15 protein-coding genes are annotated in these 19,768 nt (G+C 70.2%); 10 read left to right on the forward strand and 5 right to left on the reverse strand.

Going from position 1 to position 19,768, the window contains the following annotated elements; translation table 11 throughout:
• Positions 1-43: 43 nt before the first annotated feature.
• Positions 44-2,320, reverse strand: a complete 2,277-nt coding sequence (locus tag ACQEVJ_RS00725; protein WP_433096061.1) for a family 43 glycosylhydrolase — start codon at positions 2,318-2,320, stop codon at positions 44-46.
• 221 nt (positions 2,321-2,541) lie between these two features.
• Here ACQEVJ_RS00725 and ACQEVJ_RS00730 point away from each other — a divergent pair, with 221 nt between their 5' ends.
• From ACQEVJ_RS00730 to ACQEVJ_RS00765, 8 genes are all read left to right on the forward strand, one after another.
• Positions 2,542-3,717, forward strand: coding sequence for an ROK family transcriptional regulator (locus ACQEVJ_RS00730; protein WP_433096063.1), 1,176 nt, complete (start codon positions 2,542-2,544; stop codon positions 3,715-3,717).
• Entirely contained in the window at positions 3,717-4,517 is an 801-nt protein-coding gene (locus ACQEVJ_RS00735) for an ABC transporter permease (protein ID WP_433096065.1), read from the forward strand. Before ACQEVJ_RS00730 ends, ACQEVJ_RS00735 begins: the two co-directional genes overlap by 1 nt.
• Complete coding sequence (locus ACQEVJ_RS00740; protein WP_433096067.1) at positions 4,514-5,299, forward strand: ABC transporter ATP-binding protein; 786 nt, start codon at positions 4,514-4,516, stop codon at positions 5,297-5,299. Before ACQEVJ_RS00735 ends, ACQEVJ_RS00740 begins: the two co-directional genes overlap by 4 nt.
• A complete protein-coding gene (locus tag ACQEVJ_RS00745) occupies positions 5,296-6,294 on the forward strand; it encodes an aliphatic sulfonate ABC transporter substrate-binding protein (RefSeq protein ID WP_433096069.1) in 999 nt (332 codons plus the stop codon). Before ACQEVJ_RS00740 ends, ACQEVJ_RS00745 begins: the two co-directional genes overlap by 4 nt.
• Positions 6,291-7,772 carry a sulfatase-like hydrolase/transferase gene (locus ACQEVJ_RS00750; RefSeq protein WP_433096071.1) on the forward strand — a complete coding sequence of 494 codons (1,482 nt, stop codon included), beginning with the start codon at positions 6,291-6,293 and terminating at the stop codon, positions 7,770-7,772. The genes ACQEVJ_RS00745 and ACQEVJ_RS00750 overlap by 4 nt, the downstream gene beginning before the upstream one ends.
• The gene (locus ACQEVJ_RS00755) at positions 7,769-9,202 is read left to right on the forward strand and encodes a sulfatase family protein (RefSeq protein WP_433096073.1); all 1,434 of its coding nucleotides are present in this window, start codon (positions 7,769-7,771) and stop codon (positions 9,200-9,202) included. The genes ACQEVJ_RS00750 and ACQEVJ_RS00755 overlap by 4 nt, the downstream gene beginning before the upstream one ends.
• Positions 9,202-10,143, forward strand: coding sequence for a formylglycine-generating enzyme family protein (locus tag ACQEVJ_RS00760; protein ID WP_433096075.1), 942 nt, complete (start codon positions 9,202-9,204; stop codon positions 10,141-10,143). Before ACQEVJ_RS00755 ends, ACQEVJ_RS00760 begins: the two co-directional genes overlap by 1 nt.
• 210 nt (positions 10,144-10,353) lie before the next feature.
• A complete protein-coding gene (locus tag ACQEVJ_RS00765) occupies positions 10,354-10,572 on the forward strand; it encodes a hypothetical protein (RefSeq protein ID WP_433096077.1) in 219 nt (72 codons plus the stop codon).
• Between the two features lie 57 nt (positions 10,573-10,629).
• Here ACQEVJ_RS00765 and ACQEVJ_RS00770 read toward each other — a convergent pair whose 3' ends face one another.
• From ACQEVJ_RS00770 to ACQEVJ_RS00785, 4 genes are all read right to left on the reverse strand, one after another.
• Positions 10,630-12,342: a fibronectin type III domain-containing protein gene (locus tag ACQEVJ_RS00770; protein WP_433096079.1), complete on the reverse strand. Its 1,713-nt coding sequence runs from the start codon at positions 12,340-12,342 to the stop codon at positions 10,630-10,632.
• A 345-nt stretch (positions 12,343-12,687) separates the two neighbouring features.
• Positions 12,688-13,593, reverse strand: a complete 906-nt coding sequence (locus tag ACQEVJ_RS00775) for a carbohydrate ABC transporter permease (RefSeq protein ID WP_433096081.1) — start codon at positions 13,591-13,593, stop codon at positions 12,688-12,690.
• A 2-nt stretch (positions 13,594-13,595) separates the two neighbouring features.
• The gene (locus ACQEVJ_RS00780) at positions 13,596-14,516 is read right to left on the reverse strand and encodes a carbohydrate ABC transporter permease (protein ID WP_433096083.1); all 921 of its coding nucleotides are present in this window, start codon (positions 14,514-14,516) and stop codon (positions 13,596-13,598) included.
• 2 nt (positions 14,517-14,518) lie between these two features.
• On the reverse strand, positions 14,519-15,880 hold the full coding sequence (locus ACQEVJ_RS00785) for an extracellular solute-binding protein (RefSeq protein WP_433096085.1): 1,362 nt from the start codon (positions 15,878-15,880) through the stop codon (positions 14,519-14,521).
• 336 nt (positions 15,881-16,216) lie between these two features.
• Between ACQEVJ_RS00785 and ACQEVJ_RS00790 the strand changes: the two genes are divergently transcribed.
• Together ACQEVJ_RS00790 and ACQEVJ_RS00795 are read left to right on the forward strand one after the other, a co-directional pair.
• On the forward strand, positions 16,217-18,652 hold the full coding sequence (locus ACQEVJ_RS00790; protein WP_433096087.1) for a glycoside hydrolase family 3 N-terminal domain-containing protein: 2,436 nt from the start codon (positions 16,217-16,219) through the stop codon (positions 18,650-18,652).
• Positions 18,636-19,661 (forward strand): LacI family DNA-binding transcriptional regulator, encoded by a 1,026-nt coding sequence (locus ACQEVJ_RS00795; protein WP_433096089.1) that lies wholly within the window; start codon positions 18,636-18,638, stop codon positions 19,659-19,661. Before ACQEVJ_RS00790 ends, ACQEVJ_RS00795 begins: the two co-directional genes overlap by 17 nt.
• Positions 19,662-19,768: the final 107 nt, after the last annotated feature.

Below are 19,768 nucleotides of genomic sequence, written 5' to 3' on the forward strand. Positions count from 1 at the left end.
ATAGAGCGGCCGCCCCTTGGATGAAGGGGCGGCCGGTCGCCGGTTATCGGCTGGTCACCTCGTACGTCCGCAGGTAGTCGAACGTCGCCGTGGCGCCCGCCGTGTTCATCGAGATCAGGCCGATCTTCACCGGCCCGGTGCGCGGGAGCGACCAGGTGCCGCCCCAGATCCAGTGGGTGCCGTCGGTGCTCGACGCCATCCGGACGTCGTGCTCGCCGTTCTCCTCGTCGTAGTGGTAGAGCAGCCGCAGCCAGGTGGTCTCCGCGGCCGGGCCGCCGAACATCGGCGCGTTGGCGACCGCGGTGGGCGGGGTGGTGCCCGGACGCGGGCCCTCCTTGCCGAACTCGGTCTGGTGCAGCACCGCGCCGTTGCCCTGGTTCAGAGGCAGGATCGAGTGGGTCAGCTTCAGCCACCGGTCGTCGTTCTCGTACAGCAGCAGACCGGCCTGCTGGTTGCCCTTCGTGCCGTCGAAGGTGAGCTTCGTCTCCACGGCGAAGTCGCCCTGCGGCGCGTCGCGGAGCAGGATCGACGCGGTGTTGTTGCCCAGGTACAGCTCGGCGTTCTGCGTCGGCCAGACCAGGGAGCCGTTCGACAGGGTGGCCGACGGGTTGCGGACCTTGGTCCAGCCGGTGGGCGAGCCGGTGCCGTCGAACTCGTCGGAGTACGCCGGGAGCTGCTTGCCCAGGACGGGGTCGGGCACCCGCTCGGTCACCGGCTGGTACAGCGGAGCGGCCCCCACGTTGTCGGCGTCGGCGGCGCCGCGCGTGGTCACGCCGATGGCGCCCGAGGTGGGCGCGCCGTCGGGCAGGGTCGTGGAGACCGTCGCCACCGGGTCCCCGAGCCGGTCGGCCGACACTGACACGACCAGGGCGTTCCCGCGCCGCTCGGCGGCCACGTTGTGCCAGGAGCCGTAGTCGAACGAGGCCGGCAGCGGGCTGGAGACTGTCGTCGTCTTCCCGTTCACCTTGGCCGTCACCACGAGCGCGCCCTGCTCCCTGTCGAGCCACGCGGTGATGTTCCTCGCGCCGTTCTCGCGGGTCACGAAGAGCCCGGCGGCGGTGCCGCCCTCGCCCAGCCGCAGGTCGGCCTCCACGCGGACGTCGCCCTCGACCGTGCGGTCGCTGAGCTCGCTGGTCACGCCCTTGCCGGTGAGGTAGCCGAGCGAGTCGGGGTCGGAAGCGAGCTTCCACGGCCCGGTCCACCCGTCCTTGCCCTCGTTGAACGTGCCGCCCACGGTCCACGTGGTGACCGGCGCCGGCTGCTCGCCGCTGGACGGCCCGGCCCCGGCCCGTACGACCGGCCAGCCGTCGATCCAGTCGAGCCGGTCGATCATCAGCGGCCGGCGGGCCAGGTTGCTGATCGTCGTGCCCCAGGTCGTCGTGACCGGCCCGAACTCGGGGGCCGACGACGGGATCGCGTGGTAGACCAGCCAGTCCTGCCCGCTGAGGTCGGTCTGGATGGCGTTGTGGCCCGGGCCGACCCAGCCGTTGCCGTTGGCCGCGAGGACGATGCCGTCCTTGCTGGTCAGATCCATCAGGTCGACGCCGGTCGGGGTGGTGAACGGCCCGAGCGGGTTGTCGGCGCGGCCGACCTTGACCGTGTAGCCGCTGAACGCGCCGTCGCAGCACCCGGCGTCGGAGTAGAAGAGGTAGTACTTGTCGTCGCGCCGGACGACGAAGCCGCCCTCCATGCGGCGCCCGCGGGCGATCTGCTTGACCTCGCCGGTGACCTCGGTCGCGTCGGCGTTCATCTTCGCGACGCAGATCGTGTCGTAACTGCCCCAGTAGAGGTAGTTGTCGCCGTTGACGTCGGTGTAGATGGCCTGGTCGATGTTGCCGGTCGGGCAGCCGCTGCCGCCCGCCGGGACGATCCGCCCGTGATCGGTCCAGGGGCCAGTCGGGCGGCTGCTCGTGGCCAGGCCCACGCCGCCCGTGGAGAGCGAGTACGTAAGGTGGTAGGCCCCGTTGATGTACCGGATGTCCGGCGCCCAGGGGCGGGCGCCGTTCGGCCACCACGAGGGGTGGTTGTCTCCGGTGTAGACGTCCCCGGCGTGCGTCCAGTGCACCATGTCGGGGGACGTGAGCATCGGCAGGATGTGCTCGTTCTTCCCGTCGATCGGGTTCGTGGTGCCGTAGGCGTACCAGAGGCCGTCTTTGCCGCGGATCATCGTGGGGTCGGGGAAGGTCTGCACCGCCCCGGCGCTCACGGGGTTGGTGTAGGTGGGTCCGGACGCCGCCTGCACTGTTGATGCCTGGGCAGGCAGCGCCGCCGGGACCACGGAGGACGCGAAGAGTAAGGCTCCGATCACCAGTTGTCTCACGGCGAGCACCGTAGACAGGTGAAATTTTTCCGTCGAGACGCCGTCAGAATCCGGTGTCTCACGGGCCTCAGAAGCCCCCGGCGGGTGCGGCAGGATGCCATGGAGCTTGTCGGGGAGGTGTCCGCGCTGGTCAGAGGTTTTCGTCAAGATCCTGAACAGATTTCCGGATTCTTTCTGTCGGATGGTTGACGTAAAAAACAGACGAACCTTAGGTTTCCAGCGTGTCAACGACCCCCAACGGCGTGCATGCCCTCGTGCGCCGCTCCCATGAGGAGCGGGTGCTGCGCGTGCTCCGCCAGAACGGCGCGCAGAGCCGCAACGAGATCGCGGCCCGGGTCGGCCTGTCACGCACCACGGTCTCCGAGATCACCAGCGATCTCCTCGGCCGCGGTGCCATCCGCGTCGTCGACACCGACGCCGTGGAGCGCGTGGGCAGCGGCCGGCCGGCCGAGCGGCTCGCGCTGGACCCCGCCTCCGGGCAGTACATGGGCGTCGACTTCGGCCACCGCCGCGTGAACGTCCTGGTGGCCGATGCCGCGCACGACATCATCGCGTCCGGGACCGCCCGTTACGAGGAGTCTGCGCAGTGGCCCGAGCGTCTCGACGCCGGGCTCGCGCTGATCGACCGGCTGAGCGCCGAGACCGGCGTCCACTACGGCGCGCTCCAGGCGATCGGGATCGGCGTGCCGGGGTGGGGCGACCGCTCACGGGCCGACGGCGTCGCGGACGTGTTCGCCCAGCGCTTCCACGCCGCGGTGACCGTGGACAACAACGTGCGCTTCGCCGGGCTGGCCGAGGCGCTGCACGCCCAGTCGGACACCGTACGCGACCTCATCTACCTGCGCCTGTCCGACGGGGTCGGCGGCGGGCTGGTGGTGGGCGGCCAGCTCGCGCGGGGCTCGAAGGGGTACGCCGGCGAGCTGGGGCACGTGACCGCCGTTCCCGGCGGCGCGCAGTGCCGCTGCGGCAAGCGCGGCTGCGTCGAGACCGTCGCGTCGGTCCCGGCGATCCTCGGGCGGTGCCGGCAGCTCGGCGTGCCCGTGGACACGCTGGACGACCTGAAGGCAGCGGTGGAGATCGCCCACCCGACCGTGGACCAGGTGCTCCGCGAGGCCGGCATGGAGGTCGGCCGGGTGCTCGGCACGGCGGCCATGACACTCAACCCGGACGAGATCGTGCTCGGCGGCGAGATCATCCAGATCGCTCCGGCCCTGCTGCGGCAGGTCGCGGACACGGTCACCTACGAGCTGTCGTGGTGGACCGACGCGGCGCCTGTGATCCGCCCCGCCCTGCTCTCGGACGACGGCGGCGCGCGCGGGGCCATCGCGGCCCTGTTCCACGAGTCCCCCCTGCTCGCCGGATACGAAGCGAACGTCACGACGGACGGAGGCCGATAGTGGCCGTGACCAGTGCGGGCGCCACGAGGGCCGACAACGCCCCCGCCCGGCCGCGCAAGAACCGGACCTTCCTGGTCCTCAACATCATCTCGATCGTGGCCGGAATCGCGATCTGGTGGGGGCTGTCCCTGGCCGGGCTCCAGTTCCCCACTCCGGTCGAGGTCGTCTCGGCCGCCTGGAAGATGATCCAGGACGGCACGCTGGTCACCGACGTCGGGGCCTCACTCGGGCGCGTGCTGGCCGGGTTCGCCCTCGGTTCGGTCGCGGCGGTGATCGTCGGCTTCGTCATGGGGTGGTACACCGTGGCCCGCGGCCTGTTCGAGCCGTGGATCCAGTTCTTCCGCACCATCCCGCCGCTGGCGATGCTGCCCCTGGTGCTCGTCCTGATGGGTATCGGGGAGAGCCCGAAGATCTTCGTCATCTTCCTGGCGGCGTTCCTGTCCTGCGTCATCTCCACCTACCAGGGCGTGGTGAACGTGGACAAGACGCTCATCAACGCCGCGCGGGTGCTCGGCGCGAGTGACGGGACCATCTTCGGCCGTGTCGTGGTGCCGGCCTCGACGCCGTTCATCCTCGTGGGCATGCGGGTCGGGCTCGGCTCGGCCTGGGGCACGCTGGTGGCCGCAGAACTCCTGGCCGCGCAGGCCGGGCTCGGCCACCGGATGCAGAGCGCGCAGCTCTACTACGACCTTCCGACGATCTTCGTCGGCATCATCGCGATCGGGATCCTCGGCCTGATCATGGACCGGCTGCTCATGATCGCCGGCAACAAGCTGACGGCCTGGCAGGAGAACCGATGAGCACTCCCAAGATCTCCGTTCGCGACGTCCAGAAGATCTTCCCGGTGGGGAAGGAGCCGTTCGTCGCGCTCGGCGGCGTCTCGCTGGACATCGCCGACAACGAGTTCGTGACGGTCGTCGGCCCCTCCGGCTGCGGCAAGAGCACGCTGCTCAACATCCTCGCCGGGCTGGAGCAGCCAACCGGCGGCACCGCGCTGGTGGACGGCAAGCCGGTCACCGGCCCCGGCCCCGAGCGCGGCGTCATCTTCCAGCAGTACGCGTTGTTCCCGTGGCTGACCGTCCGCGAGAACGTCGAGTTCGGCATGCGCACCGCGAAGGTCCCCAAGGCCGAACGGCGGGAGCGGGCCGAGCACTTCATCCGCCTGGTCGGCCTTGAGCAGTTCGCCGACGCGCTGCCCAAGACGCTGTCGGGCGGCATGAAGCAGCGCTGCGCGATCGCCCGCGCGTACGCGGTGAACCCGTCGATCCTGCTCATGGACGAGCCCTTCGGCGCCCTGGACGCGCTGACCCGGGTGCGGCTCCAGGAGCAGCTCCTGGACACCTGGAGCAAGGAGCGCCGGACGGTCATGTTCATCACCCACGACGTCGACGAGGCGGTGTTCCTCGCCAACCGGGTGGTCGTCATGGCCGCCAGGCCCGGCCGGATCGCCGAGATCATCGACGTCGACCTCCCCTACCCGCGCGACGAGGACATGAGGCTGAGCCCCGAGTTCGGGGCCCTGCGCAACCGCGTCTGGCACGCGGTGTACCACCAGCGGCAGATCAAGGAGCCCGCGAAATGAAGAAGACACTCCTGACCGCCGCGGCGGTCGTCGTGGCACTGTCGGCGGCGGCCTGCGGGTCGGACGACTCCGCCGGGTCGGGCGGCTCTGGCGGCGGCACGACCCACGTGAACTTCGGCTACATCGCCGACTTCAACGGCGCGAGCCTGCTCGCCGTGGCCGACAAGCAGGGCCTGTGGCAGAAGCACGGCCTCGACGCCAAGGTCAGCGTGTTCACCAACGGCCCGCTGCAGATCCAGGCGCTGGGCACCGGCGACCTCGACTTCGGCTACATCGGCCCCGGCGCCATGTGGCTGCCCGCCTCGGGCAAGGCCAAGGTCGTCGCGCTGAACACGCTCGGCAACGCCGACCGCGTCATCGCCCAGGCCGGCACCACCTCGCTTGAGGGCCTGAAGGGCAAGACGATCGGCGTGCCCGAGGGCACCTCCGGCGACATGATCCTCACCCTCGCGCTGAAGAAGGCCGGGCTGACCAAGGACGACGTGAAGATCGTCCCGATGGACGCGTCCACCATCGTGTCGGCGTTCACCTCCAAGCAGATCGACGCGGCGGGCTTCTGGTACCCGGCCATCTCCACGATCAAGAAGAGCGTCCCCGACCTGGTCGAGCTGGCCAAGAACGAGGACTTCTCCGACACCGTGTCGTTCCCGACCGCGTTCGTCGCCGGCAACGACGTCGTCGCCAAGGAGAAGGACAAGACCGAGAAGGTCATCGGAGTGCTGCGCGACGCCATCCAGTACCGCAGCGAGCACCTCGACGAGACCGTGGCCGCGACCGCCGAGATGCTCAAGCTGCCGGCCGACCAGGTCAAGGCCGACGCGGCCAACTCCAAGGTGCTGTCGCTCTCCGACCTGGACGGCTACACCAAGGACGGGACGATCGAGAAGTGGCTGAGCGGGATGGGTGACTACTTCGTCGGCGCGGGCAAGCTGCCCTCGGCCGTCGACCCGAAGACGTACTACACCGGCGATCTGTTCACGGGCGCGGCCAAGTGACGAGCCCAGTGAACGTCCTGTTCCTGATGACCGACCAGCACCGGGCCGACACCCTGGGGGCGTACGGGAACCGTCTCGCCGCCACCCCGGTGCTGGACGAGCTGGCCCGGACAGGGACGCGGTTCGATCGCTGGTACACCCCCACCGCGATCTGCACGCCGGCGCGGGCGAGCCTGCTCACCGGGCAGGCGCCGTTCCGGCACAAGCTGCTCGCCAACCACGAGAGGAACGTCGGCTACATCGAGGACCTGCCCGACGACCAGTGGGCCTTCTCCACGGCCCTGCGGGACGCCGGGTACAACTGCGGGCTCATCGGCAAGTGGCACGTCGGGCACCACCGGCGGGCGGCCGACTTCGGGTTCGACGGGCCGGACCTGCCGGGGTGGCACAACCCGGTGGACCACCCCGACTACCTGGACTATCTCAAGGCCAACGACCTGCCGCCCTACGAGATCCACGACCGCATCCGCGGGACGCTGCCGAACGGCGGGCCGGGCAACCTGCTCGCCGCGCGGCTGCGGCAGCCGGTCGAGGCGACGTTCGAGCACTACCTCGCCACCCGGGCGATCGAGATGCTGGAGCGGTACGCCGCCGAGCCGAAGCCGTTCTTCCTGCAGCTCAACTTCTTCGGCCCGCACCTGCCGTACATCGTGCCGGACGAGTACTTCGACATGTTCGACCCGGAGCTGGTCGAGCTGCCCAAGTCGATCGCGGAGACCTTCGCCGGAAAGCCGCCGGTGCAGGCCAACTACAGCGCGCACTGGACGTTCGACAGCATGCCGCTGGAGGTGACGCGCAAGCTCATCGCGGTCTACTGGGGCTACGTCGCGCTCATCGACATGGAGATCGGCCGGGTCATGGACGCCATGCGGCGCCTCGGCCTGAACGACGACACGGCCGTGTTCTTCACCTGTGACCACGGCGAGTTCACCGGCGCCCACCGGCTGCACGACAAGGGCCCGGCGATGTACGAGGACATCTACCGCACCCCCGGCCTGCTGCGGATCCCGGGCCAGGAGCCCGGGGTCGTCCGTACGGAGTTCGTCAGCCTGCTGGACTGCACGGCGACCATCCTGGAGCTGGCCGGGATCGACCCCGCCCCCGCGGTCGACTCGCGCAGCCTCGTCCCGCTCGCCTCCACCCACGAGGTGCCGTGGGAGCAGGACATCATCTGCGAGTTCCACGGGCACCACTTCCCGTACCCGCAGCGGATGATCAGGACAGACCGCTACAAGCTGGTCGTCAACCCCGACTCGACCAACGAGCTGTACGACCTGTTCACCGACCCGGACGAACTGCTCAACGTGTACGCCCACCCCGAGATGGCGGAGGTGCGCACCCGGCTGATGCGGCGGCTCTACCAGGTGTTGCGCGACCGTGGCGACAACTTCTACCACTGGATGACCTCGATGTACGACGTCGGCGACGTCTCCTACGACCCGACCCTGAGCGGACTGGACGAGGCGACCTACCGGTGAGCAGGCGTCCCAACATCGTCATGATCCTGACCGACGACCACGCGTCGCACGCGGTCAGCGCGTACGGCTCTGTCGTCAACCGGACACCGCGGATCGACGAGATCGCGGACCTCGGTGTCCGGTTCGACAACTGCTTCGCCACCAACGCGCTGTGCTCGCCGAGCCGGGCCAGCATCCTGACCGGGACGTACTCGCACGTGAACGGCGTCTCGACGCTGGTCACGCCGATCGACGCGGCGCAGCCGACGTTCGTGAGCCAGTTGAAGGCCGCCGGATACCGCACCGCGATCGTCGGCAAGTGGCACATGGGGGACGGCCCGGGGCATAACCCCCAGGGGTTCGACTACTGGGACGTGCTGATCGAGCAGGGGGAGTACTTCGACCCCTCGTTCCTGTCGGAGGAGGGCTTGAGGACCGTCCCCGGCTACGCCACCGACCTCATCACGGACATGGCGCTGAACTGGGCGGACTCGCTCGACGGCGACGATCCGTACTGTCTGCTGATCTACCACAAGGCGCCGCACCGCCCGTGGGAGCCGGACGACAAGCACGCGGGGATGTACACCGATCCCATCCCGGTGCCCGCGACGTTCGACGACGACTACGCGACGCGCTCGTCGTCGGCCCGGCGGGCCGCCATGCGGATCGCCGAGCACCTCAACGCCGAGGACCTCAAGCAGGACCCGCCCGAGGGGCTGTCGTACGAGGAACTGGCGCTGTGGAAGTACCAGCGCTACATGGAGGACTACCTGGCCGTCGTCGCGTCGGTGGACGACAACGTCGGCCGGGTGGTCGACTGGCTGCGCGACCGCGGGGACCTCGACGACACGCTGCTGATGTACTGCTCCGACCAGGGCTTCTTCCTGGGCGACCACGGCTGGTTCGACAAGCGGTTCATGTACGAGGAGTCGCTGCGGATGCCGCTCGTGCTGAGCTATCCGCGGCGCATCCCGGCGGGCCAGGCGCACACCGGGATCGTCACGAACGTCGACTTCGCACAGACCGTGCTGGACGCGGCCGGGGTGGCGCACCACCCCCGGATGCAGGGCCGCAGCTTCCTGGCCGACCTGACCGGCGAGCCGGGCCCGGCTCCCGCGGAGGGCATGTACTACCGCTACTGGGAGCACGACGACGTCTTCCACAAGGCGCCGGCCCACTACGGCTACCGGACGTCCCGCTATAAGATCATCTACTTCTACAACGACGGCATGGGCATCCCCGGCACGGGCGCGTTCACCTACCCCGGCGAGTGGGAGCTGTACGACCTGGAGGCCGACCCGGAGGAGCTGCGCAACGTCTACGACGACCCGGCCTACCGCGAGGTCCGCGAGGAGATGAAGGTCCGCATGTGGCACGCGCAGGCGGCCCTCGGCGACGAGCCGCACCCGAGCCAGCCGGTGCCCCAGGCGCTGGAAAACACGGGGGTCTGATGTCCTGCTGCACGCCCGCCACGCCGGGACAGCCCCTGGAGCCGGTGCGCTTCACGGCACACGGTGGCCATGGGATCGGTGGCCATGGGATCGGTGGCCACGGGATCGAGCAGGTGCGCCTGCCCGGCGGGGAGTTCCGGATGGGCGACGCCACCGGCGACGGCAACCCTGGCGACGGCGAGACGCCCGTCCACGCCGTCACGGTGGCGCCGTTCTCGATCGACGCCACGACCGTGACGGTCGCGGACTTCGCCGCCTTCGCCGACGCGACCGGCTACCGCACCGAGGCGGAGGAGTACGGCTTCTCCGCCGTCTTCCACCTGGCGATGCGCGCCCACCCCGACGACCTGATGGGGCCGGTGCCCGGCACCCCCTGGTGGGCGGGCGTGCGCGGCGCCGACTGGCGCCACCCCGCCGGGCGGCTGTCCGAGGCCGAGCCCGACCACCCGGTGGTCCACGTGAGCTGGAACGACGCGATGGCGTACTGCTCCTGGGCGGGCCGGCGGCTGCCCACGGAGGCCGAGTGGGAGTACGCCTCCCGGGGCGGCCTCGACGGCGCCCGCTACCCCTGGGGAGACGACCTGCCTCAGGACGAGTGGCGGGTGAACATCTGGCAGGGCGTGTTCCCCACGGAGAACACCCTGGACGACGGTTATCTCACGACCGCCCCGGCGCGTACGTTCGCGCCCAACGCGTACGGGCTGTGGCAGACGGTGGGGAACGTCTGGGAGTGGTGCGCGGACTGGTACGCGCCCGACTACTACGTCTACTCGCCCTCGGACAACCCGCGCGGTCCGCTGCGCGGCGGGGCCCGGGTGCTGCGCGGCGGCTCGTTCCTGTGCCACGACTCCTACTGCAACCGCTACCGCAACTCGGCGCGGTCGTCGAACACCCCCGACTCCTCCATGGCCAACGCCGGGTTCCGCACCGTCGCGCTCTGATTCCGCGGCTGGGATTCCGCGGCTGGGATTCCGCGGCTGGGATCCCACGGCTGGGATCCCGCGACCGGGGGTTCGTGAATCTTTCAGCGCCGCCCCGGCGGCCGGGCAGGTCGGGACCGGTGCTCTCCGGCGCTCCCTGGCCGCCGGTGATCTCCGATGCGATAGTGCGGGTGCCGCTCACCCTGTGGGCGTCTATCCCGGGAGGATCGCATGCGTACGGTTCGGGCTCTACTCGTCTCCGCGGCCCTGGCCGCCGGCCTGGTGTCGGTCGGCACGGCGCCGGCACACGCCGACAGCATCCGGTACGCCTACTACTACCAGTCGGACTGTTACAACGGCGGCAACCTCGGCATCCAGTGGGGTTGGTGGACATCCTTCCGCTGCGAATGGGGAACCGGCGGGGGCAACTTCTGGTTCCTCTACGCCTGACGCCCGGTGGACGCCCCGTACCCCCGAGTGCGGGGCGTCCACACGTTCCTGGAGGCGTCAGGGCAGGGTGGCGAGGAACGGCTTGACGGTCCTGGAGAAGCTCCAGTTGTTCGAGGCGTCCCAGTTGATCGACCAGGTCATCGCGCCCCGGATGTCCGGGTAGGTCCGTGACGGGACGAACGAGCCGCAGTTGGTGCGCCGCGCCAGGCAGTTGAGCGCGTTGGTGACCGCGCTCGGGGAGACGACGCCGCCGCCCGCCGCGCCGGGGCCCGCAGGCAGGCCGAGGGCGACCTGGTCGGGGCGCAGGCCGTTCTCCAGCTGGATGCAGGCCAGCGCGGTCATGAAGTCCACCGTCCCCTGGCTGTAGACCTTCTGGTCACAGCCGAGCATCGCGCCGGAGTTGTAGTACTGCATGTTGACGACGGTGAGGATGTCCTTGATGTTCAGCGCGAGCTTGAAATACTCCATGCCGGTCGACTGCATGTCGATGGTCTGCGGGGCCATCATGATGATCAGCCCGGAGCCCGCCTTCGCCCGCAGGTCGCGCAGCGCCTGGGCCATGTAGGTCGCGTTGAGGCCGTTCTCCAGGTCGATGTCGACGCCGTCGAACCCGTAGGTCTGCATGATCGAGTAGACCGAGTTCGCGAACGCCGTGGCCGCGCCCGAGCTGGCCACCTGCACGCGGCCCGCCTCGCCGCCGACGCTGAGGATGACCTTCTGACCGCGCTGCCTGAGCGCCTGCACGTCGGCCTTGAACTGGGCCTCGGTGTATCCGCCGAGAGCGGCGGACAGGCCGGAGTCGAGGGCGAACGTCACCTGGCCCGGCGTGGTGGTCGACTCGCCGAACGCGATCGCGACCACGTCGTAGTCCTGCGGCACCTGCGACAGCTTGAGCTCGACGGCGGGGTTGACGAAGTTGTGCCAGTAGCCGGTGAGGATGTGCTTGGGCAACCCCCCGCCTGAGGTGCACCCGGTGGTCGTGCCGGTGACGGCGGCGCTCGCCGCGGACTCGCCCGCGGAGTTGTACGCCCTGACCGTGTAGGTGTGGGTGGTGCAGGCGCCGAGCGAGCCGATCGTCGCGGTGGTGCCGGTGACCTGGGCCTGCTGGGTCGTGCCCTCGTAGACGCGGTAGCCGGTCACGGTGCCGCTGGAGGCGGTCCACGACAGCGAGATCGACGTGTCGGTGCCGCCGGTCACCGTGGGAGCGCCGGGCTGCCCGGGCGTACCCGTGCCGGTGGCGGTCGTGGCCGAGACGGCGGCGCTCGCCGCCGACACATTGCCCGCCGCGTCCCGCGCTTTGACCGTGTAGCCGTACGTCGTGCCCGAGGCCAGGCCGCCGTCGGTGTACGTCGTCCCCGTCACGGTGGTGACGAGCTGCGAGCCGCGGTAGACCTCGTAGCCGGTCACGCCGACGTTGTCGGTCGAGGCGTTCCACGCGAGCGACACGCTGCTCGACGTGGTGCCGGTCACCCGCAGGCCGGCCGGGACGCTGGGGGCCGTCGTGTCGCCGCTACTGGTCCCGACCGCCTTCCACAGCGCCGGGACGTTGGGCGGCTCCCATCCCGGCAGCGACGTGTGCCCCTGGACGCACTCGTAGTCGGTGCCGTTGTAGGTCACCCGTGCGCCTGTGGCGTAAGAGGTGTAGGGCGCCCAGGCCGCGTACGCGAGCGCCACAGTGGGCGCCGCCGACGCGGGGGCGGGGCCGGCCCCGACCCCTGCCAGGCAGAGGCCCAACGCGAGCAACAGCGCGCTGAGCAGCCGTTTCTTCATCAATGCCGTCCTTCCGGGGTGCCGATCGGCGTCCGCGAGGAGGCGTCGGGTGACACGACGGCCGGTCGCGTGGCCTTCCCTTCCTTAGGAAAGTTTCCTATTAGTTTTGCGCGAGCGTAGCCCCGGAAAGACGCGCGTACAAGACCCAAAAGCGGCGAGGTGGGGAAGGGAATGATGACTGCGGGATCAGCGACAAGGTCGGCGCGCTGCCCAAGCTGCTCCTGTTCGCGCGCTCGGGGTTCTCGGCCGCGCTGGTACGCCTCGCCGACAGACGGCCCGACGTGGAACTCGTCGATCTTGGCCGTCTGTACGGCGGAGCGTGAGGATCCTTCGCCGCTTCGCGGCCTACTTCCCGAAACCGGCGGTCAGGCCGCTGAGCAGCTGACGGCGGCCGACCGTGTAGAGGATCAGCATCGGCAGGATGGTCAGCACGACGGAGGCCAGCACGGCGGGCACGTTCACGCCGTACGGCCCTCCCTGGAACGCCGCCAGCGCCAGCGGGAGCGTGCGCTTGTCGGGGCTCTGGGTGAGGATCAGCGGCAGCAGGAACCCGTTCCAGACCTGCAGCGCGTTGTAGATCGACACCGTCACCACGGCCGGCCGGGTGAGCGGGAAGGCCAGGCCCCACAGCGTCTTCCACTCGGTCGCGCCGTCCATCCGCATCGACTCGAACAGTTCCTTGGGCACGTCCCTGATGAAGTTGGCCAGCACCAGCACCGACAGCGGAATCGCGAAGGCGACCGACGGCAGGATCAGCGCCGTCAGCGAGTCGTAGAGGTGCAGCTTGATGATCAGCAGGTAGACCGGAATGACGGTCGCCTGCAGCGGGATGGCCAGGCCCATGAGGAACAGCGAGTTCACGCCGCGGAGGAAGCGGCTGACGCCGCCGCTCCGGACGATCGCGTACGCCGCCATGAACGAGAACAGGACCGACGGGATGACCGTGCCGATGGCGACGAGGAGGCTGTTCAGGAAGTACAGCGGGAAGTCCATGTCGAGCACGAGCCGGTAGTTGTCCAGGGTCGGCTCGGTGGGCGGCAGCAGCGGGTTGGTGATGTAGTAGTTGGACTGCGTCTTGAAGCTGGTGATCACGATCCAGTAGATCGGAATGATCACCACGGCCAGCCACAGCCAGCCCACCAGCCCGCCCAGCCAGTTGGGGCGCTGGGAGGTCGATTTCGGCCGGCGGCGTCCGTGCGCCCCTGGCGCCGTGGCGCGCTGGGCTGCCCTCGAGGTGTGGGTCGCGGTCACAGTCAGGCCCCTTCCAGCTGGCTGGCGTTGGGGTTGCGGCCGCCCAGCCGGCGCAGCAGCAGCGCCAGGGCGAGGCCCACGATGACGAGGATGACACCGATCACACAGGCCGCTCCCATGAGGTTCGCCTGGAAACCGCGCTTGTACATGTCCAGGGCGAGCGCGCGGGTGGCGTCGCCGGGACCGCCCTCGGTGAGCACGAAGATCAGGTCGAAGAAGGTCAGGGAGCCGACGACCATCAGCGTGGAGGACGTGATGGCGGTGTACTTGAGCTGGGGCAGCGTGATGTTGAAGAACATGCGGACGCGCCCCGCGCCGTCCAGCTCGGCGGCCTCGTAGAGCGAACGCGGGATCTGCCGTACGCCACCCTGGTAGAGCAGCGCGTGGAACGGGATGAACTGCCAGGACACGATGAAGATCACAACGCCCATGGCGAGGCCGGGCTCGCCGAGCCAGTCCTGGTTGAGCAGGTCGATGTGCAGCCCGGCGCCGAGCCCGAAGTTCGGGTCGAGGAGCGCCTTGAAGGTGATCGCGATGGCGGCCGAGCTGAGCAGCAGCGGGATGAAGTACAGCACCGCGAGCAGTTCGCGGTAGCGCTGACGGCCCGCCAGGAACACCCCGATCAGGATGCTGGCCGGTGTCTGGACAGCCCAGGAGAGCGCCGTGATCAGGAACGTCACCCACAGCGCGTGCGGCAGGCCGGGGTCGGAGAGCACCTCCCGCCAGCTCTCGAGCCCGGTCAGCTTGATCTCGCCAAGCGTGTCCCAGGACGTGAAGCTGAGCAGCAGGACCCCGATCAGCGGAATCAGCGCGAAGGCCGCGAAGGCCACCAGCGCCGGCAGGGCAAGCCACGGCAGGACGCCGCCGCCGCGCGCCTTGGGCGCGGCGGCGGACGACGTCCTTCGTGCGGTAGTAGCGGACATGCTCACTTGCCGATGACCGCGTTCATGTTGGTCGCGAACTGCTGCGGCGAGATCGACAGCTGGAACAGCTTGGCGATGTTGTCCAGAAGCACCTCGGCCGCGGTCGGGCTGAGCGCCTGGTCCCACGACTGGGCGAAGACCTTGGCGTTGCTGGCGACGCCGTAGATGAAGTTCAGGAACTCGGCGTCCTTGGAGCCGGCGAACAGCTTGTCGGAGCCCTTGACGATCGGCACACCGCCGGTGCCGACCCAGTCCTTCTGCTCCTGGTCGTCGAGCAGGCCGGTGGCGAAGAACTTCTTGGCGATCTCCTTCTGCTCGTCCGTCGCCTTGGAGGAGATCGACAGGTACTGGCCGGGGTTGCCGACGGTGTCGCTCGGGTCGCCCTTGCCACCGTCGATCGGCGGGAAGTTCATCCAGCCGAGGCCGCCGCTGGAGACGATGTCGCCGCCCTGCGCCTGCTGGATGCCGTACGACCAGCTGCCGTGCAGCATCATCGCGGCCTTGCCGGTGTAGAGCAGCGCCTGGTCGGCGTTGGAGTCGGCGGTGATGGAGGAGAAGCCCTTGATGAACGCGTTGGCCTTGATGAGCTCCTGCATCTTGGTCAGGCCCTCGATGGACGCCGGGTTGCTCCAGGCGTCCTTCTCGCCGTCGAAGACGGCCTGGAACACCTCGGGGCCGGCGATGCGGTCGAAGAGGAACTCCAGCCACATCATGTTCGTCCAGCGCGACTGGCCGGCCAGGGAGAACGGCGCGATCCCCGCCGCGTTGAACTTCTTCACCAGGTCGAGGATGTCGCCGTACGACTGCGGCGGCTGCGCCCCGACCTTCTCGAAGACCTTCTTGTTGTAGAACAGGACGATCGGCTGCACGGTCTCGCACGGCATCGCGTAGATCTTGCCGTCGATCGTCGCGGCGCCGAAGGAGGAGGGGAACAGCCGGTCCTTCACGGCGGCGTTCTGGTCGAACCACGAGGTGAGGTCCTCGACCTGGCCGGCCTGCACGTAGCTGCGCAGGCCGCCGCCGCCCCAGCCCCAGATGATGGTGGGCGCCTGGTTCGCCCCGATCGCGGTCTTGATCTTCGTCTTGTACGCGTCGTTCTGGATGGTCGTCAGCTGGATCTGGCCGTTGGGGTTGGCCTTGTTGAACCGCTGGACGGCCGCGGTGCGGGGGGCCTCTCCGGGGGGGCCCTGAAGGAACCAGTAAGTGGCCTTGGCCCCTCCGCCGCCACCGCCGGTCGCGCCACCGCCGGCGCCCCCGCCTGAGGGGGCCGGGCCGGATGTGCCGCAGGCCGCTAACGCGGCACCGAGGGGGAGGCCCATGGAGAGGCTGAGGAAAGTGCGGCGGGATGATGTGCTGGACTCCACGCTGATCTCCGTACGTCGAACGCCGAGGCTGGCCGCGGCTCGTTGAAATCATCGGACGCGGTGGGGGCGACGTGGATCGGCACCCCGGTGCCATTCGTCCACTCCTTCTTGAGTCGGCTCGTTTCGAAACATTTCGACACAAGCCGCGTGGCACGCCAATTTAGATTTGCAGTACCTGACTGTCAAGAGCGCTCTCACGGCCCCTCCAGCTCAGCGTGAGGCGTGTGTAAAGTACCGACGAGCAGGCGTCTACCTGGTGATCTTGTCGGACCGAAAGATTGACGACAAAAGCGCCATAGAGGCCGAAATGTTTCGAAACTTTTTTGAGGAGAGCAGATGACGGCCCCAGATCGGACGCACGCCGCGGACGGGACGCTCCGGGCGTGGCAGGACCCGGCACTTCCCGTGGCCGACCGGGTCGAGGCCCTCCTCGCGGAGATGACCCTTGAGGAGAAGGTCGGCCAGCTCGGCAGCCGGTGGATCGGCAACGACATGCAGGCGCCGGAGGAGGTGGAGCCCGACGCGGCGCACAACGTGGCCCCCATGCAGGACGTCTTCGCCGCCTCGGGGACGGTGCCCATCGAGGAGGCCGTACGCCACGGGCTCGGCCACCTGACGCGGGTGTTCGGCAGCGCTCCCGTGACGGCGGTGGAGGGCGCGGCGGAGGTGGTGCGGCTGCAGCGCGAGGTGGTGAAGCACTCCCGGCTCGGCATCCCGGCGCTGGTCCACGAGGAGTGCCTGACCGGTTTCACCACCTACGGCGCGACCGTCTATCCGGCGGCCATCGCCTGGGGCGCGACCTTCGACCCCGAGCTGGTGGAGCGGATGGCCGCCGCCATCGGCAGGGACATGCGGGCCGTGGGCGCCCATCAGGGCCTGTCGCCGGTGCTCGACGTGGTGCGCGACTACCGCTGGGGCCGGGTCGAGGAGACCATGGGCGAGGATCCGTACCTCGTCGCGACGCTCGGCGCGGCCTATGTGCGCGGCCTGGAGAACGCCGGGGTCATCGCCACCCTCAAGCACTTCGCCGGTTACTCCGCGTCGCGGGCGGCCCGCAACCACGGCCCGGTGCCGATGGGCCGGCGCGAGCTGATGGACATGATCCTGCCGACGTTCGAGACCGCCATCGCCGAGGGCGGCGCGCGCTCGGTCATGAACTCCTACTCGGACGTGGACGGCGTGCCCGCCGCCGCCGACCCGTGGCTGCTGACCGAGGTGCTGCGCGGCGAGTGGGGGTTCACCGGGACGGTCGTGTCGGACTACTGGGCGATCGCGTTCCTCGCGAAGATGCACCAGGTCGCCGCGGACCACGAAGAGGCCGGGGTGCTCGCGCTGACCGCGGGCCTCGACGTGGAGCTGCCCGACACGCTCGGCTTCGGCCGGCACCTGGCGGAGCGGGTGCGGCGGGGCGAGCTGCCCGAGGAACTGGTGGACCGGGCCGCGCGCCGCCTGCTCACCCAGAAGGTGCAGCTCGGGCTGCTCGACCCGGACTGGACGCCGGAGCGGTCGGTGGCCGGCGCGGACGCCGTGGACCTCGACTCGCCGGCCAACCGGGCGCTGGCCCGGGAGCTGGCCGAGCGGTCGATCGTGCTGCTCGACGCGGGCGACGCGCTGCCGCTGCTCGGGGAGGAGCGCAGGGGACCGCGCCGGGTGGCCGTGGTCGGGCCCTGCGCCGACGACCCGCGCACGTTCATGGGCTGCTACGCCTTCCCCAACCACGTGCTGCCCCGCCACCCGGGTCTCGGGCTCGGCGTGGAGGCGCCCAGCCTGCTCGACGCGCTGCGGGCCGAGCTGCCGGACGCCGAGATCGTCCACGAGCGGGGCTGCGACTGGCGGGACGAGGACCGGTCCGGCTTCGCCGCCGCGCTCGCGGCCGCCCGCGACTCCGACCTGTGCGTGGCCGTCGTCGGCGACCTCGCCGGGCTGTTCGGGCAGGGCACCTCGGGTGAGGGCTGCGACGCCGAGGACCTGCGGCTGCCGGGGACGCAGGAGGACCTGCTGGTCGAGCTGGCCGCCACGGGCACGCCGGTCGTGGTGGTCGTGGTGTCCGGCCGGCCGTACGCGCTGGGGCGGGTGCGCGACCGGGCCGCCGCGCTCGTCCAGGCGTTCATGCCGGGCGAGGAGGGCGGGGCGGCCATCGCCGGCGTCCTGTCCGGCCGGGTGCAGCCCAGCGGGAAGCTGCCGGTGCAGATCCCGCGGACCCCGGGCGGGCAGCCGGGCACCTACCTGCAGCCGCCGCTGGGCTCCGACAGCCACGGCATCAGCAACCTCGACCCGACCCCGCTGTTCCCGTTCGGCTACGGCTCCTCCTACACCGCCTTCGAGGTCGGCGACCTGGAGATCGGCGAGGCCGAGGTGCCGACTGACGGGGAGTTCACCGTGTCGGTGCGCGTGCGCAACACCGGGGGCCGGGCGGGCGAGGAGGTCGTCCAGCTCTACCTGCACGACGTGCTGGCGCAGGTGACCAGGCCGGTTCGGCAGCTCGCCGGGTTCGCCCGGGTGCGGCTCGAGCCGGGCGAGAGCGCGCGGGCGACCTTCACCGTGCACGCGGACAGGACCGCCTTCACCGGCCGCGACCTGCGGCGGATCGTCGAGCCCGGAGACATCGAGGTGTTCGTCGGCACCTCCGCGTCGGACCTGCCGTGCCGGGGCCGCGTACGGCTGACCGGCCCGCTGCGCCACGTCGGCCGCGGCCGGCGGCTGGTCACCCCCGTGGAGGTGCGACCGGCGGCGGGCCCCGAGCAGGGAGGAACAGATGCCGCCAAGTCGTAGGCGGGCCACTCTCGCCACGGTCGCGGCGTCGGCGGGGGTGTCGGTCGCGACCGTGTCGAAGGTGCTCAACGGCCGCAGCGACGTCGCGCCTGAGACCCGTTCCCTGGTGCTGTCGCTGCTGGAGCAGCACGACTACGTCGCGCCGCCGCAGCGCCGCGGCGAGGTCGCGCCCGACACGATCGAGGTGGAGTTCGACGCGGACCTCAACGCGTACTCCACCGAGATCGTCCAGGGCGCGGTGCAGGCCGGCGCCGACCTCGACGTGGCCGTGGTGGTGAGCATCCGGCGCAACGCCGACCGCACGGGAGGGTGGGCGCGCGAACTGGTCGCGGCCGGGCGGCGGGCGTTGGTCGCCGTCACCGGCGAACTGACCTCCGGGCAGCTCACCGCCCTGGCCCGGGCGCGGCTGCCCCTGGTCGTGATCGACCCGCTGAACCTGCCGCGGGCCCGGGTGACCAGCGTCGGCTCGACGAACTTCGCCGGTGGCATGGCCGCGACGCAGCACCTGCTCGCGCTCGGGCACCGGAACGTCGCCTACCTCGGCGGCCCGGCCACCGCGGCCTGCAACCAGGCCCGGCTGCACGGCTACCGGGCCGCCATGGAGGCCGGGGAGGCTCCCGTCCTGCCCGGGTACGTGCGGACCGGACACTTCCACTACCACGACGGCGTGACGGGCGGGGCGGCCCTGCTCGACCTGCCCGAGGCGCCCACGGGGATCTTCGCGGGCTGCGACGACATCGCGCTCGGCGTGCTGGAGGCGGCCAGGGCGCGGGGGCTGCGCGTGCCCGAGGATCTCAGCATCGTGGGCTTCGACGACACGCAGATCGCCCGGATGGCCTCGCCGCCCCTGACCACCGTGCGGCAGCCGCTGCGGGAGATGGGCGCCGTCGCGGTGCGTACGGCGCTGCGCCTGGCGGCAGGGGAACAGGTCGAGTCGCACCACGTCGAACTCGCGACGGAGCTCGTGGTGCGCGGCTCGACCGCCCCCGCGGCGCACACCTGCGGGTGAGGCCCAAACCGCGTGATAGATGTGGTGTTGTGCGGGCTCGTACGGCCCCCGACGGCGGAGCGGGAAGCAATCGGCCGGGACGAACGTTGCACAGTGCAATAGACGCA

It is taken from the genome of Microbispora sp. CA-102843, assembly GCF_050936215.1.
Taxonomy (GTDB): domain Bacteria; phylum Actinomycetota; class Actinomycetes; order Streptosporangiales; family Streptosporangiaceae; genus Microbispora.